This is a genomic window from Streptomyces sp. NPDC059003 (genome assembly GCF_042740445.1).
Taxonomy (GTDB): Bacteria; Actinomycetota; Actinomycetes; order Streptomycetales; family Streptomycetaceae; genus Streptomyces.
The window spans coordinates 1-12,688 of the sequence record NZ_JBHYJH010000034.1; the positions used below are offsets into that span (position 1 = coordinate 1).

At 72.2% G+C, this 12,688-nt stretch carries 13 protein-coding genes and 1 pseudogene; 9 read left to right on the top strand and 5 right to left on the bottom strand.

Features of this window, described 5'->3' with window-relative positions; genetic code table 11:
- Positions 1 to 120 precede the first annotated feature (120 nt).
- A complete protein-coding gene (locus ACFWZ5_RS15275; protein ID WP_384790827.1) occupies positions 121 to 876 on the bottom strand; it encodes a dienelactone hydrolase family protein in 756 nt (251 codons plus the stop codon).
- A 119-nt stretch (positions 877 to 995) separates the two neighbouring features.
- The gene (locus ACFWZ5_RS15280) at positions 996 to 1,820 is read right to left on the bottom strand and encodes an SDR family oxidoreductase (protein WP_384790831.1); all 825 of its coding nucleotides are present in this window, start codon (positions 1,818 to 1,820) and stop codon (positions 996 to 998) included.
- Positions 1,821 to 2,164: 344 nt separating this feature from the next.
- On the opposite strand from ACFWZ5_RS15280, the gene ACFWZ5_RS15285 reads away from it, so the two are divergent.
- From ACFWZ5_RS15285 to ACFWZ5_RS15295, 3 genes and pseudogenes are all read left to right on the top strand, one after another.
- The gene (locus ACFWZ5_RS15285; protein WP_384790834.1) at positions 2,165 to 3,601 is read left to right on the top strand and encodes a family 2B encapsulin nanocompartment shell protein; all 1,437 of its coding nucleotides are present in this window, start codon (positions 2,165 to 2,167) and stop codon (positions 3,599 to 3,601) included.
- Positions 3,602 to 3,682: 81 nt separating this feature from the next.
- On the top strand, positions 3,683 to 4,561 hold the full coding sequence (locus tag ACFWZ5_RS15290; RefSeq protein ID WP_384790837.1) for a geranyl diphosphate 2-C-methyltransferase: 879 nt from the start codon (positions 3,683 to 3,685) through the stop codon (positions 4,559 to 4,561).
- Positions 4,562 to 4,729: 168 nt separating this feature from the next.
- A pseudogene (locus ACFWZ5_RS15295) lies at positions 4,730 to 5,362 on the top strand (sensor domain-containing protein); the annotation flags it as partial.
- Here ACFWZ5_RS15295 and ACFWZ5_RS15300 read toward each other — a convergent pair.
- Positions 5,299 to 6,273 (bottom strand): DMT family transporter, encoded by a 975-nt coding sequence (locus tag ACFWZ5_RS15300; protein WP_384790840.1) that lies wholly within the window; start codon positions 6,271 to 6,273, stop codon positions 5,299 to 5,301. The pseudogene ACFWZ5_RS15295 and the gene ACFWZ5_RS15300 overlap by 64 nt on opposite strands.
- Before the next feature lie 140 nt (positions 6,274 to 6,413).
- Between ACFWZ5_RS15300 and ACFWZ5_RS15305 the strand changes: the two genes are divergently transcribed.
- Positions 6,414 to 7,313: a LysR family transcriptional regulator gene (locus tag ACFWZ5_RS15305; RefSeq protein WP_384790842.1), complete on the top strand. Its 900-nt coding sequence runs from the start codon at positions 6,414 to 6,416 to the stop codon at positions 7,311 to 7,313.
- Positions 7,314 to 7,444: 131 nt separating this feature from the next.
- On the top strand, positions 7,445 to 8,026 hold the full coding sequence (locus ACFWZ5_RS15310) for an HhH-GPD-type base excision DNA repair protein (RefSeq protein ID WP_384790845.1): 582 nt from the start codon (positions 7,445 to 7,447) through the stop codon (positions 8,024 to 8,026).
- 10 nt (positions 8,027 to 8,036) lie between these two features.
- Here ACFWZ5_RS15310 and ACFWZ5_RS15315 read toward each other — a convergent pair whose 3' ends face one another.
- Entirely contained in the window at positions 8,037 to 9,575 is a 1,539-nt protein-coding gene (locus tag ACFWZ5_RS15315) for a helicase HerA-like domain-containing protein (RefSeq protein ID WP_384790981.1), read from the bottom strand.
- 195 nt (positions 9,576 to 9,770) lie between these two features.
- Here ACFWZ5_RS15315 and ACFWZ5_RS15320 point away from each other — a divergent pair, with 195 nt between their 5' ends.
- Both ACFWZ5_RS15320 and ACFWZ5_RS15325 read left to right on the top strand, forming a co-directional pair.
- Positions 9,771 to 10,067: a type II toxin-antitoxin system VapB family antitoxin gene (locus tag ACFWZ5_RS15320; protein WP_003955420.1), complete on the top strand. Its 297-nt coding sequence runs from the start codon at positions 9,771 to 9,773 to the stop codon at positions 10,065 to 10,067.
- Between the two features lie 113 nt (positions 10,068 to 10,180).
- Positions 10,181 to 10,828 carry a LytR C-terminal domain-containing protein gene (locus ACFWZ5_RS15325; RefSeq protein WP_384790848.1) on the top strand — a complete coding sequence of 216 codons (648 nt, stop codon included), beginning with the start codon at positions 10,181 to 10,183 and terminating at the stop codon, positions 10,826 to 10,828.
- 146 nt (positions 10,829 to 10,974) lie between these two features.
- Here ACFWZ5_RS15325 and upp read toward each other — a convergent pair whose 3' ends face one another.
- Positions 10,975 to 11,610, bottom strand: a complete 636-nt coding sequence (gene upp / locus ACFWZ5_RS15330; RefSeq protein ID WP_384790851.1) for a uracil phosphoribosyltransferase — start codon at positions 11,608 to 11,610, stop codon at positions 10,975 to 10,977.
- Positions 11,611 to 11,732: 122 nt separating this feature from the next.
- On the opposite strand from upp, the gene ACFWZ5_RS15335 reads away from it, so the two are divergent.
- The gene (locus tag ACFWZ5_RS15335; RefSeq protein WP_384790854.1) at positions 11,733 to 11,936 is read left to right on the top strand and encodes a hypothetical protein; all 204 of its coding nucleotides are present in this window, start codon (positions 11,733 to 11,735) and stop codon (positions 11,934 to 11,936) included.
- 195 nt (positions 11,937 to 12,131) lie between these two features.
- On the top strand, positions 12,132 to 12,683 hold the full coding sequence (locus ACFWZ5_RS15340) for a hypothetical protein (protein WP_384790984.1): 552 nt from the start codon (positions 12,132 to 12,134) through the stop codon (positions 12,681 to 12,683).
- Positions 12,684 to 12,688: the final 5 nt, after the last annotated feature.

The window sequence follows — 12,688 nt, forward strand, 5'->3', positions numbered from 1 at the left end:
ACACCCCCCCACACGTGTTCTAATCTCGTATCCCCCCCCAGGCCCACACCGGGCACGATGTCGAAGGGCCCCACCGTTCGCGGTGGGGCCCTTCGACGTTTCCCGGTGGTTCCTGGGTGCTCAAGCGGGCTTCAGGGTGCGGGCGAAGAGGGACAGGAGGCGGTCCCAGTGGCGGTCGCGGGCCGTGGGGCTGAAGGCGGCCGTGTCGGACATGGTGAAGCCGTGGACCGTGTCCGGGTAGATCTCGGACGTGTGGCGGACGCCCGCCGCGTCGAGCGCCCGGGTCAGCTCGGCGATCGCCTCCGGCGGCATGGAGTCGTCCTGCTCGGCCAGGCCCACGTGGAGTTCCGCGGCCAGGTGCGGGACCAGGCGGTGCGGGCTGTCGGGGGCGTCGGTGACCAGCGGGCCCGGGTGGAAGGCCGCGGCCGCCGCCACCCGCTCGGGGTGCGCCGCCGCCGCGCGTACGGCGAGGACGCCGCCCATGCAGTAGCCGGTCACCCCGATCGGGCCGGAACGGACCTCGGGCTGCTCCGCCAGGAACGCCAGGTAGGCCTCGGCGTCGACGGCCGCGCGCCGCGGGGTGTGCGCCTCCAGGAGCGGCATGAAGCGGGCGAAGAACGCCTCGCGCTCCTCCGGGACCGTCAGGTCGGGCAGTTCGATGACCGGCGCCTTGCCGTGGCGGTAGAGGACGTTCGGCGCCAGGACGTAGTAGCCGTTCGCGGCGAGGCGTTCGGCCATCTCCTCGATCACGGGGCGCAGCCCGAAGGCGTCCATGTAGAGGAGGACGGCCGGGTGGTCCCCGGCGCCCTCGGGGACGGCCACGAAGGCGTCGGCCGTGCCGTCGGGGGTGGGGATGGCGACGGTCCTGGTGGGCATGGTCAAGCCTCTTCCTGCGAGTCCGAGTACGGGTTATGGGTTATGGGTTACGGGGTCATGGGTTACGGGTGCGGGTTCCGGTTCGGGTGCGGATTGCGCGTACGTACACGCGGAGCGCGCTACGCCACCGGCACCGACCCCACAAGCCCCCCGTCCACCACCAGATCCTGCCCCGTGATGTACGACGCGTCGGCCGACGCCAGGAAGGCCACGGCCGCCGCCACCTCGTCGGAGCGGCCCAGGGTGCCGAGGGGGACCTCCGCGGCGTTGGCGGCCTCGGCCTCGGGGGTCGTGTTGGCGGCGCGGTACATCTCCGTGTCGATGTAGCCGGGGCTGACGGAGTTGACGCGGATGCCGCGCGGGGCGAGGTCGGCGCCCAGGGTGCGGGCGAGGTTGTGGACGGCGGCCTTCGTCGCGGAGTAGACGGAGGCGACGGACAGGCCGCGGTGCAGGGTCCAGGAGGCGTTGAGCACGACGGCGCCGCCGTCCCTGAGCAGCGGGAGCGCCTTGTGGACGGTGAAGAAGACGCCCTTGAAGTTGACGTCGACGACGTGGTCGAAGTCCTCCTCGGTGAACTCGGCGGCGGGCTTGAAGACGCCGACGCCCGCGTTGGCGAAGACCACGTCGAGGCCGCCGCGCCAGTCCTCGACGCGCCGCGTCAGGGCGTCCAGGTCAGCCAGGGAGCCCGCGTCCGCCCGCACGGCGAGGACCCGCCCGGCCCCCGCCTCGGCCCCGGCCCCTGCCTCGGAACCGGCCCCGGCCCCGGCCCCGGAGCCCGCGAGCGACGCCGCCGCGTCCAGCCTCGCCCGGTCCCGGCCCGTGATCACCACATCCGCCCCCTCGTCGAGGAACCGCCGCGCCGCCGCGTACCCCATCCCGCTCGTGCCGCCCGTGACCAGCACCGTCTTGTCCGTGAACCGCTTCGCCCCAGTGATGTCTGTCATGGGGACGATCCTGCGGCGGCGGCCGCGGCCGTGACAGTGCCGGCTGAACCTGGGTGTGACACCACCACCCTCCGCTGCCGGAAGCCGATGCGCCCGACTTACACGATCGAGTGAAGTGTCAAACAGCCATTCTTGCGCCACCGCGAGCGGCGCGCACCCCCGCGCCACGCGCTCGACATGCCATGACGCTCCGTGGGGCGGCGGTAACGCGCCACCCCCAACTCCCGCCCGATTTGCCGTCGTTGACCCCTTCCCCCCGCGAACTGTTGGCTCGACTGCGCCTCATCTCCTCACCTCTCCTCACCTCTCCTCACCCAACCCAGCCACCCTGGAAAGGGCATGCGATGTCGACAGCAGCGGAACGAGAGCCGGAGTCCGGGCCCGGTCAGGAAGCCGGGCGGGCGCAGCTGAGCCTGGGGATCGCCGCGGCGCGCAACCTGGCGACGACCACCAAGTCCGTACCGCAGATGCAGGGGATCACCTCGCGCTGGCTGCTGCGGACGCTGCCGTGGGTGCAGGCGGGCGCCGGCACCTACCGGGTGAACCGGCGCCTGACGTACGCCGTGGGCGACGGGCGCGTCACCTTCATCCAGACCGGGGCCGAGGTCCAGGTCGTGCCGGAGGAGCTGGCCGAGCTCGGCCTGCTGCGCGGCTTCGACGAGGCGGACGCGCTGCGCGCCCTCGCGGACCGCTTCACCCAGCGCGAGTACGAGCCGGGCCAGGTCATCGTCGAGGCGGGGCAGCCCGTCGACCAGGTCGTCCTGGTCGCGCACGGGCGGGTCGAGCGGATCGGGCAGGGCAAGTACGGCGAGGAGACACAGCTCGGCGTCGTCGCGGACGGCGGCTTCTTCGGCGGGCAGGCCCTCGCCCCGACCGCCGCGGACGCGGGCACCTGGGACTTCACCGCCCGCGCCACGACGGCCACCACCGCGCTCGTCCTGCCGCGCCAGGCGTACGAGGCGGTCGCGGGCCAGCACGACGTCCTCGCCTCCCACGTGGCCCAGCGGCTCACCGAGCGCGACCTGCCGCAGACCAAGCACGGCGAGGCGAACATCGACCTCGCGTCGGGCCACGCGGGCGAACCGACGCTCCCCGGCACCTTCGTCGACTACGAACTCCAGCCCCGCGAGTACGAGTTGAGCGTCGCGCAGACCATCCTGAAGGTGCACACGCGCGTCGCCGACCTCTACAACGACCCGATGAACCAGGTCGAGCAGCAGCTGCGGCTCACCATCGAGGCGCTGCGCGAGCGCCAGGAGTACGAGATCGTCAACAACCGCGACTTCGGGCTCCTGCACAACGCCGCGCACGCCCAGCGCATCCAGTCGCACTCCGGGGCGCCCACGCCCGACGACCTCGACGAGCTGCTCAGCATGCGGCGCCAGACCCGGTACTTCTTCGCGCACCCGCGCGCCATCGCCGCGTTCGGCCGCGAGTGCAACAGGCGCGGCCTCTACTTCGGCCACGCCGACGTCGAGGGGCACCAGGTGCCCGCCTGGCGCGGGGTGCCGATCCTGCCGTGCGGGAAGATCCCGATCTCCGAGGGGCAGACCTCGTCGATCATCGCGATGCGGACGGGCGAGGAGGCGCAGGGCGTCATCGGCCTGCGGCAGATCGGGATCCCCGACGAGTACGAGCCCGGGCTCAACGTGCGGTTCATGGGGATCAGCGACCAGGCGATCATCTCCTACCTGGTCAGCGCCTACTACTCGGCGGCGATCCTCGTCCCGGACGCGGTCGGCGTCCTGGAGGACGTCTCGGTCGCGGGCACGCGCGGCTGACGCGGCCGTCCCGCCCCCGGCGACATCCGCCCGCCGCGCGGCCGCTCCATCACCGTACGTACGAACACGAGGAGTCCAGGCATGACGACCACCACGCCGTCGACCCACTCGCACGGCACCGCCGACGTGCTGCGCACCGCCTACCAGCGCTCCGTCGCCGCGTACTGGAACACCAACCAGCACGACCCGGTCAACCTCAAGCTCGGCGACGTCGACGGGCTCTACCACCACCACTACGGCATCGGCGAGTACGACCCGGCCGTCCTCGAGGCCCCGGCGGCCACCCGCGACCAGCGCATCATCGAGGAGCTGCACCGCCTGGAGACCTCGCAGGCCGACGTCCTCCTCGACCACCTGGGCCCGGTGGGCGCCGACGACCGGCTGCTCGACGCGGGCTCGGGCCGCGGCGGCACCAGCTTCATGGCGCACGAGCGGTTCGGCTGCCGCGTGGACGGCGTGACGATCTCGGAGTACCAGGTCGGGTTCGCGAGCCGCCAGGCCAAGGAGCGGGGCGTGGACGACAAGGTGTCGTTCCACTTCAGGAACATGCTCGACACCGGCCTCGACACCGGCTCGCGGCGCGCGATCTGGACCAACGAGACCACGATGTACGTCGATCTGAACGAGGCGTTCGGCGAGTTCGCGCGGCTGCTGGAGTACGGCGGCCGGTACGTGTGCATCACCGGCTGCTCGAACGACGTGACGGGCGGCCGCTCCAAGGCGGTCAGCCGGATCGACGAGCACTACACGTGCAACATCCACCCGCGCAGCGCGTACTTCAAGGCGCTCGCCGCCCACGACCTCGTGCCGATCAACGTCGTCGACCTGACCGCCGCGACGATCCCGTACTGGGAGCTGCGGGCCAAGTGCTCGGTGGCCACCGGCATCGAGGACCCCTTCCTCACCGCGTACCGGGAGGGCAGCTTCCACTATCTGCTGATCGCGGCCGACAAAGTCTGACGGGCGGCGGAGGGGGCTCGGGCGGGGCGGTGCCATCGTGAACAGGGGGTTTAGGTACACCCCCAGGACGCCGCCCCGCCCCATGCCCCCGGGCCCGCGTCCGCTGGAGAGTTGAGGACGTCAGCACGGCACGTCCCCACTCCCCAGCAGCCGAACGCGAGGCCCGCCATGACCACGACCCTCCCCTACGCCGCTTCCGCCCCCGCCGCCGTCAAGCCCGTGCGGCGCCCCGGCTTCTTCCGGGCGCCCGTCTCCGCGGCCACCTTCCGGGAGTTCGGCTACACGCTCACGAACCTGCCCGTCGCGCTCGTCGGTTTCGTCTTCGCCGTCACGCTGTTCGCGCTCGGCGCGGGCCTCGCCGTGACGCTGCTCGGCCTTCCCGTGTACGCGGCGATGCTGGCCGGGGCGCGCGGCCTCGGCGCCGTCGAGCGCGGCAGGGCACGGGCCCGGCTCGGCCTGGCGGTCGAGGACCCGGCGCCCGCGCGGACCCCGGACGAAGGCGGCACCTGGGCCCGCCTGTTCGCGCGGCTCGGGGACGCGGCGGGCTGGAAGGCCCTGGTGTTCCAGGTCGTGATGTTCCCGTGGCGCGTCACGAGCTTCGTCGCCGCGGTGACGCTGTGGGTGACCGGCTGGGTCGTGGCGCTCTTCCCCGCGTACTCCTGGGTCTTCGAGCGCTACACGGACTGGCCGGGCTACCGCGTCTACGACTTCACGTCGGGCGGCGAGCACCACCAGTACTACATCGAGTCGCAGTGGCAGGTCGCAGGCGTCTCCCTGATCGGCACCCTCCTCGTGTACCTCACGCCGCTGGTCATCCGCGCCCTGAACAGCGTGGACCGGGCGGCGGTGCGCTCGCTGCTCGGCGCCGGCCGGTAGCGGGTCAGGCCGACCCCGGCGAGCACGACGGCCATGCCGAGCACGATCCGTACGTTCAGCTCCTCCCCGAGGACCACGGCGCCGAGCGCGACCGACACCACCGGCAGCAGATAGCCGACGGTGGCGGCCGCGGTCGGCCCTTCGTCCGCGATGAGCCGGGAGTTGAGGTGGAAGGTGAGCCCGGTGCCGAAGACGCCGAGGACGACGACGGCGACGAGCCCCGTGAGGGTGGGCCCGGACGTCGTACCGCCGGCGGGCAGGCCGAGCGAAGTGAGCCCCGTGGCCATGAGGAGCTGGGCCGCGGACAGGGCGAGCGGTGAGGTGCCGCGGCCGATCAGATACCGCGCCATGTACGCGAAGGCGACCGCGTAACTGACGGCGGCGAGCAGCAGCAGCCCGGCGCCCCAGCTGGCGAGGCCCGACTCGTGCCACGGCGCGAAGATCAGCAACGTACCGGCGAAGCCGAGCCCGAGCCCGCCGAGCCGCAGCGGACCGAGCCCCCGCTCGGTGCCGAGCAGCAGGCCGAGCGCGAGGGACCACAGCGGGGTCGTGGCGTTCATGACGCCCGCGACGCCCGAGTCGACGGTCCGCTCGCCGATGCTGAAGAACAGGAACGGCAGCGCGTTGCAGAACAGTGCCGCGACGACCAGACGGCCCCAGGTGCGCCGGTCGCGCGGCAGCCGCTGGCGGCCGGCGCGGGCGAGCACGAGCAGCACGGCGGCGCCGAGCGCGCAGCGGACCACGGTGAGGTGCAGCGGCGCGAGCCCGCCTTCGAGGGCCAGCTTGATCCACAGGAAGCTCGACCCCCACAGCAGGGCGAGAACGGCGATCCGCACGCATACTCCTCAGTCCTTCGGCCCTTCTCGGTCCATGAGCCGGTGTACGTCGACGGTGCCCCGCCCCCACCCATAAGACAAGCGAAAAGATATGCACCCAGAATTAAGCTGAGCTACATTCGCGGCGTACGCTGGCCCGCATGCTCGACACACGGCGCATGCAGATCCTGCGGTCGGTCGTCGCCAGCGGTTCGGTCACCGCGGCGGCCCGGAACCTGGGGTACACCCCGTCCGCGGTCAGCCAGCAGATGGCGGCCCTGGAGAAGGAGGCGGGCGTTCCGCTGCTGGAGCGGACCGGGCGCGGCGTACGCCCGACGGACGCCGGACGGATCGTCGCCGACTGCGCCACGGCCATCGGGCGGCACGTCGCGGAGGCGGAGACGGCGCTCGCCGATCTGCGGGCGGGGCGCACGGGGCGGCTCTCGGTGCGGTACTTCGCCACGGCGGGCGCCCGCCTCGTCGCCCCGGCCCTGGCCCGCCTCCGGGCCGAACACCCGGGGGTGCACGTGGAGTTGCGGCTCGCCGACGATCCGCTGCCCGACGTGAAGGCGGGCCGCGCGGACCTGGCGCTGGTGGTCCGCCGCCACGACGCGCCGCCCGTGGACGGCATCCGCTTCGTCCACGTCCTGGACGACCGCTACCGCGCGGTGCTCCCCCGTACGCACCGCCTGGCCGCCCGCGACTGTCTGCCCCTCGCCGACCTCGCCGATGAGCCCTGGATCGGCAGCGAGTTGCCGGGCCCCTGCCTGGACGCGGTGCTCGACGCGTGCGGCGCGGCGGGCTTCACGCCGGACTTCGTGGTGGACAGCGGCGACTACGCCACGGCCCGGGGCTTCGCCGCGGCGGACATGGGCGTCACCTTGATCCCCGACCTGGGCCTGGACCCCACGGCCCCCGCCGACGTGGCCGTACGCGAGGTCACCCACCCGGAACCGATCCGCTCGATCTGGGCGGCGGTACGCACCACGTCCCCGACGGGCCCGGCCTTGGGGACCCTGCTGAAGGCGCTGAAGGTCGTTTCCAGCCCGTCCGGCGTTTGAGGACGAGGCGCGAAGCGCCGATAAAGCGGGGGTCCAGGGGGCGCAGCCCCCTGGTTCGGGAAGGGGCGGGCCTGGGGCGCCCCCGCGAGGACCGACCTGCGCGCCACCGCCACCCGCGAGATGATCCCCCCATGGACAAGGACGTCACCTTGCACCTCGCCCAGCAGGAGGAGGCCGACGCACTCCTCAGCCGCAGCCCCCTGGCCGCCCTCGTCGGCATGCTCCTGGACCAGCAGGTCCCCATGGAGTGGGCGTTCACGGGCCCGTACACCATCGCAGGGCGCATGGGCGCCGACGACCTGGACGCGCACGACATCGCCGGCTACGACCCGGACGCGTTCGCGGCGCTGCTGTCCGCCAAACCGGCCGTGCACCGGTACCCGGGGTCCATGGCCGGGCGCGTCCAGAAGCTGTGCCAGTACCTCGTCGAGCACTACGACGGCGACGCGACCGCCGTCTGGCGGGACGCCACCACCGGCAAGGAACTCCTCGCCCGCCTCACCGACCTGCCCGGCTTCGGCAAACAGAAGTCCCAGATCTTCCTGGCCCTCCTCGGCAAGCAGATGGGCGTCCGCCCCACCGGCTGGCGCGAGGCCGCGGGCCCGTACGGCGCGCCCCACACGTACCGCTCCGCGGCCGACATCACGGGCCCGGACTCCCTCCACCGCGTACGGGCCTACAAGCAGGAGCAGAAACGAGCCGCGAAGGCGTAGCCGGAGGCCGTCAGCGGCGTCTGCGGGCCGTGCCGAAGATCGAGCGCGAGATCTCCCGCCCCAGCTGCGTCCCCACGGACCGCAGCAGTGACTTCACCATCCCGCTGCCCATGACCTGCTCCACCATGGAGCCCTGCTCCCGGGAGGGCGACGGCTTCGCCGGAGCGGGCGCCGCCGCCTCGGGGGCGGACGCGGCGGCCGCGGCCAGCTTCTCGTACGCCGACTCCCGGTCGACCGCCTCCCCGTACCGCCCGTACAAGGGCGAAGCCCGCACCACCCGCTCCAGCTCCCCGGCCTCGACCGGCCCCATGAGCGACTGCGGCGCCCGCAACCGCGTCGCCGCGACCGGCGTGGGCGCCCCCTTCTCGCTGAGCACGGTGACCACGGCCTCGCCGGTGCCGATGCCGGTGAGGGTCTCCTCCAGGTCGTACGCGGAGTTGGGGAAGGTCCGCACCGTCGCCTTGAGGGCCTTCTGGTCCTCGGGGGTGAAGGCGCGCAGCGCGTGCTGGATCCGGTTGCCGAGCTGCGCGAGGACGTCGGCGGGCACGTCCTTGGGGGTCTGCGTGACGAAGAAGACGCCGACGCCCTTGGAGCGGATGAGCCGCACGGTCTGGGTGATCGACTCCAGGAAGGCCTTGGACGCGCCGCTGAACAGCAGATGGGCCTCGTCGAAGAAGAAGACGAGTTTCGGTTTGTCGAGGTCACCGACTTCCGGAAGGTCGTGGTAGAGGTCGGCGAGCAGCCACATCAGGAACGTCGAGAAAAGCGCGGGCTTGTCCTGAACACGCGGAAGCTCAAGGACGGAGACAAGCCCCTGCGCGGCGTCCCCCGAACCCCCGGCACTCCCCTCCCGCAGCAATTCGCTCGTGTCGAATTCCGGCTCCCCGAAGAATTCGCTCATGCCCTGCGCCTCGAACGCGGTGAGGGTGCGCAGGATGACCCCGGCGGTGGCGGTGGAAAGGCCGCCGATGGTCTTGAGCTCCGCCTTGCCCTGGTCGGACGTGAGGAACGTGACGACGGCCCGCAGGTCCTTCAGGTCGACGAGTTCGAGGCCCTTCTGGTCGGCGTAGTGGAAGATCAGGCCGAGCGACTGCTCCTGGGTCTGGTTCAGCTGCAGGACCTTCGAGAGCAGGATCGGGCCAAAACTGGTCACCGTGGCGCGCACGGGCACGCCGGTGCCGATGCCGCCGAGCGCGTAGAACTCGCTGGGGAAGCCGCGGGCCTCCCACTCCTGCCCGACCTCCCGGGCCCGCCCGGTCACCTTGTCGTTCGCCTGCCCCGGCGCGGAGATCCCGGACACGTCGCCCTTGATGTCGGCGAGGAAGACGGGCACGCCCTGCGCGGCCAGCTGCTCGGCGATGAGCTGGAGCGTCTTGGTCTTGCCGGTGCCGGTGGCCCCGGCGACGAGCCCGTGCCGGTTGAGCATGGCCAGCGGAATCCGTACCTGCGCCTCCGGGTGGCACCGCCCGTCCCACAGCAGCGCCCCCAGGTCGAGCGCGGGCCCCTCGAAGGCGTACCCGGCGGCGATCTCCGCGGCCTCGGGCGGCAACGCGGCACCGCCGTCGGACTCGTTCGGGCGGTTTGTGCCGTCGGGTGTGGACGGCGTCGGCTGCCTTTCGCTCACTTCGGCTCCCGCTCCCGACTGGACACTTCCCGGTTTGCCCCTGTTTCTTGCGGCATTTCCCAGGGTCGCACTGTGGCTCCATGGCTGCGCCCGGAGAGCCTTGACCGGTAGGCTTTCCGTGTGATCTTCAAGCGCATCGGAAACGGCCGGCCGTACCCCGACCACGGCCGGGAAAGCACCCGGCAGTGGGCGGACGTCGCGCCGCGCCCGGTCCGCCTCGATCAGCTCGTGACGACCAAGGGTCAGCTCGACCTGGAGACGCTGCTCGCCGAGGACTCGACGTTCTACGGCGACCTCTTCGCGCACGTCGTGAAGTGGCAGGGCGACCTGTACCTGGAGGACGGCCTGCACCGGGCGGTCCGCGCCGCGCTCCAGCAGCGCCAGGTCCTGCACGCGCGCGTGCTCGAACTGGGCTGAGGCCGGCCGCCGGCGCCGGCCCCTGAGGCCGCGTTGGCCCTTTCGGGTTGGACTGCCCGTCCGATAATGATCATCTAGTAGGCATCGCAGCCGGGTCGCACTACGCTGCGCCCATGAGCATGCTCACTCCCCCTGGCATGGGCGGCAAGTACCGCATCACGGGGGACACATACCCCCGCATGCGCCGCCCGCGCGGCCGCCGCAGGATCGTGCTCGTGGCCGTCGCGTCACTCGCCGCGGCCGGTCTGCTCGGCTGGGGCGGCTATCAGCTCTACGACGTGTTCACGGGCGGGGACAAGGCCTCCGCCGCCGCGGGCGCCAAGGACTGCGCGACGAAGAAGCCGGACGCGCAGACCGCGCCCAGGGCCAAGGCGCTGCCCGAGCCCCGGCAGATCACCGTGAACGTCTACAACGCCACGTCGCGCGTCGACCTCGCGCAGGACACCGCCGACGAGCTCAAGAAGCGCGGGTTCACCATCGGCGAGGTGGACAACGCGACGAAGGAGTACGACGGGAAGGTCAAGGGCACCGGCATACTGCTCGGCCCCAGGGCGGCCATGGACACCGCGCTGCCGGTGCTCGGTACGCAGCTCGCGGGGGCGGAGCGGCGCGCTGACGCCCGCAAGGGCGGGGCGGTCGACCTGATCATCGGTGACCGCTTCAAGTCGCTGACGAAGGCCAAGCCGGCCAAGCAGGCCCTCGCGGCCCTCAGCAGCCCCCGCCCGGCCCCCAAGACCCCGGCCGACGCCAAACCCTGCTGACCTCGGGCCGGACGCGCCTCCGGCCCGCCGCTTCGCGGCGGGAGCTACCCCGCCCGCCCCATGCGCCGCCGACGGCGAGGAGGCCCCACGAGGGGCGGTCACCCCACGTGGGACTGGAAACGGGCGGGCGGGTGGGAAAGGCCCTGTTACTCGGCCGCGCCGTACATGCGGTCGCCCGCGTCGCCGAGCCCCGGCACGATGTACCCGCTCTCGTTCAGCCGCTCGTCGACCGCCGCCGTCACCACGGTCACCGGCGTCCCCGCCAGCTCCCGCTCCATGACCTCGACGCCCTCCGGCGCGGCGAGCAGCACCACGGCGGTCACATCGTCCGCGCCGCGCTTGATGAGCTCCTGGATCGCCGCGACCAGCGTGCCGCCGGTGGCGAGCATCGGGTCGAGCACGTACACCTGACGGCCCGAGAGGTCCTCCGGCATGCGGGTCGCGTACGTGGACGCTTCCAGCGTCTCCTCGTTGCGGATCATGCCGAGGAAGCCCACCTCGGCCGTCGGGAGCAGCCGCACCATGCCGTCGAGCATGCCGAGCCCGGCGCGCAGGATCGGCACGACCAGGGGACGCGGGTACGACAGCTTCACGCCGGTCGTCTGCGTGACCGGGGTCTGGATGTCGACCTGCTCCGTGCGCACGTCCCGGGTGGCCTCGTACGCGAGCAGGGTGACCAGCTCGTCGGCCAGGCGCCGGAAGGTCGGGGAGTCGGTGCGCTTGTCGCGCAGCGTGGTGAGTTTGTGCGCCACCAGCGGGTGGTCGACGACGTGGATCCGCATTGTTCAACAGTAACCGGGCGAAGCGGCCCCCCGTTCCCCCCGCGCGCCGCCTTCCGCTCCCGCTGGCATCAACCCGGCCGCGCGAGGGAAGGTGGAGGGACGGACTGGGGTGGTGTTGGCCGATGCCCGACAGGCAAGCGCGCGAACCCGGCACGGAAGCGCCCGGGACGGAAGCGCCCAGGACGGACGCCGAGCGCCGACGGCGCCGCGCCCAGTTCCTGCACGATCTCGCCGAGGCCCGCGAACTGCGGGCCCGGGTGACACCGCGCCGCGTACGGGCGGCAAGAATGCGACAGGCGATGCGTATGCGTACGTTCCGCTGGTGAGCCGCGAAGGGGGCCGGGACGCCGGCGCGGCATGTGATTCGAAACGCGACGCGGACACAGCGGCCGGAAGACCTCTCCTGAAGCCGTTGTTTCTGCCACGATTCCGAGTGGGCGGGCCTTGGCACACACATCCCGCCCCCGACGTCCGCCGGGGGGGATCCCCAACCGGCGCCTATGAACAGTGGGAGAGTCACGGTGTACTTCGCCGCACTGCTCGCGCGCACCGAAGACGGGTGGGAAGCGAGCGACACGGAGCTCGACGATGTGGAGACCCTGTCGGATCTGACCGACCTGGCCCGTGAGGCCGCCGCCGAAGCCGGCGGGGCCGACGACGAAACAGTGCTCGTCTTCATCGAGCAGGAAGACGCGTGGTTCGGTGTCGTCCGCGTGGACGGCGAGGACGACCCGCGCATCTACGTCTCGGACGCGGCCGCCGCGGCCCGCAGCGCCTACGGCGAGATCCTGCTCACCGACGAGATGCTGGGCCGCGACCCGGACGACGGGGCGGACGACCTGGACGCCCTCGACCTCGACGGCACGGAGGACGGCGAGGCCGACGACGACAGCGAGGGGGACGGCCCGGACTCCGCGACCGACGCCGTGCCCCCGGGCCCCCTCGGGGACACCCAGATCCTGAGCGATCTGGGGGTGTCCGAGAAGGACCTGCTCACCCTGGAGAGCGGCGACGCGCTCAACGAGATCGCCGACGTCCTCGGCGCCTCGGAGGTCCTCGAAGCCGTCCGTTAAGTTCG

Bases quoted from the DNA above. Each gene is read 5' to 3' on its own strand.
- ACFWZ5_RS15275 (WP_384790827.1), bottom strand. From the start codon at position 876: ATGCCCACCAGGACCGTCGCCATCCCCACCCCCGACGGCACGGCCGAC.
- ACFWZ5_RS15280 (WP_384790831.1), bottom strand. From the start codon at position 1,820: ATGACAGACATCACTGGGGCGAAGCGGTTCACGGACAAGACGGTGCTG.
- ACFWZ5_RS15285 (WP_384790834.1), top strand. From the start codon at position 2,165: ATGTCGACAGCAGCGGAACGAGAGCCGGAGTCCGGGCCCGGTCAGGAA.
- ACFWZ5_RS15290 (WP_384790837.1), top strand. From the start codon at position 3,683: ATGACGACCACCACGCCGTCGACCCACTCGCACGGCACCGCCGACGTG.
- ACFWZ5_RS15305 (WP_384790842.1), top strand. From the start codon at position 6,414: ATGCTCGACACACGGCGCATGCAGATCCTGCGGTCGGTCGTCGCCAGC.
- ACFWZ5_RS15310 (WP_384790845.1), top strand. From the start codon at position 7,445: ATGGACAAGGACGTCACCTTGCACCTCGCCCAGCAGGAGGAGGCCGAC.
- ACFWZ5_RS15325 (WP_384790848.1), top strand. From the start codon at position 10,181: ATGAGCATGCTCACTCCCCCTGGCATGGGCGGCAAGTACCGCATCACG.
- upp (WP_384790851.1), bottom strand. From the start codon at position 11,610: ATGCGGATCCACGTCGTCGACCACCCGCTGGTGGCGCACAAACTCACC.
- ACFWZ5_RS15335 (WP_384790854.1), top strand. From the start codon at position 11,733: ATGCCCGACAGGCAAGCGCGCGAACCCGGCACGGAAGCGCCCGGGACG.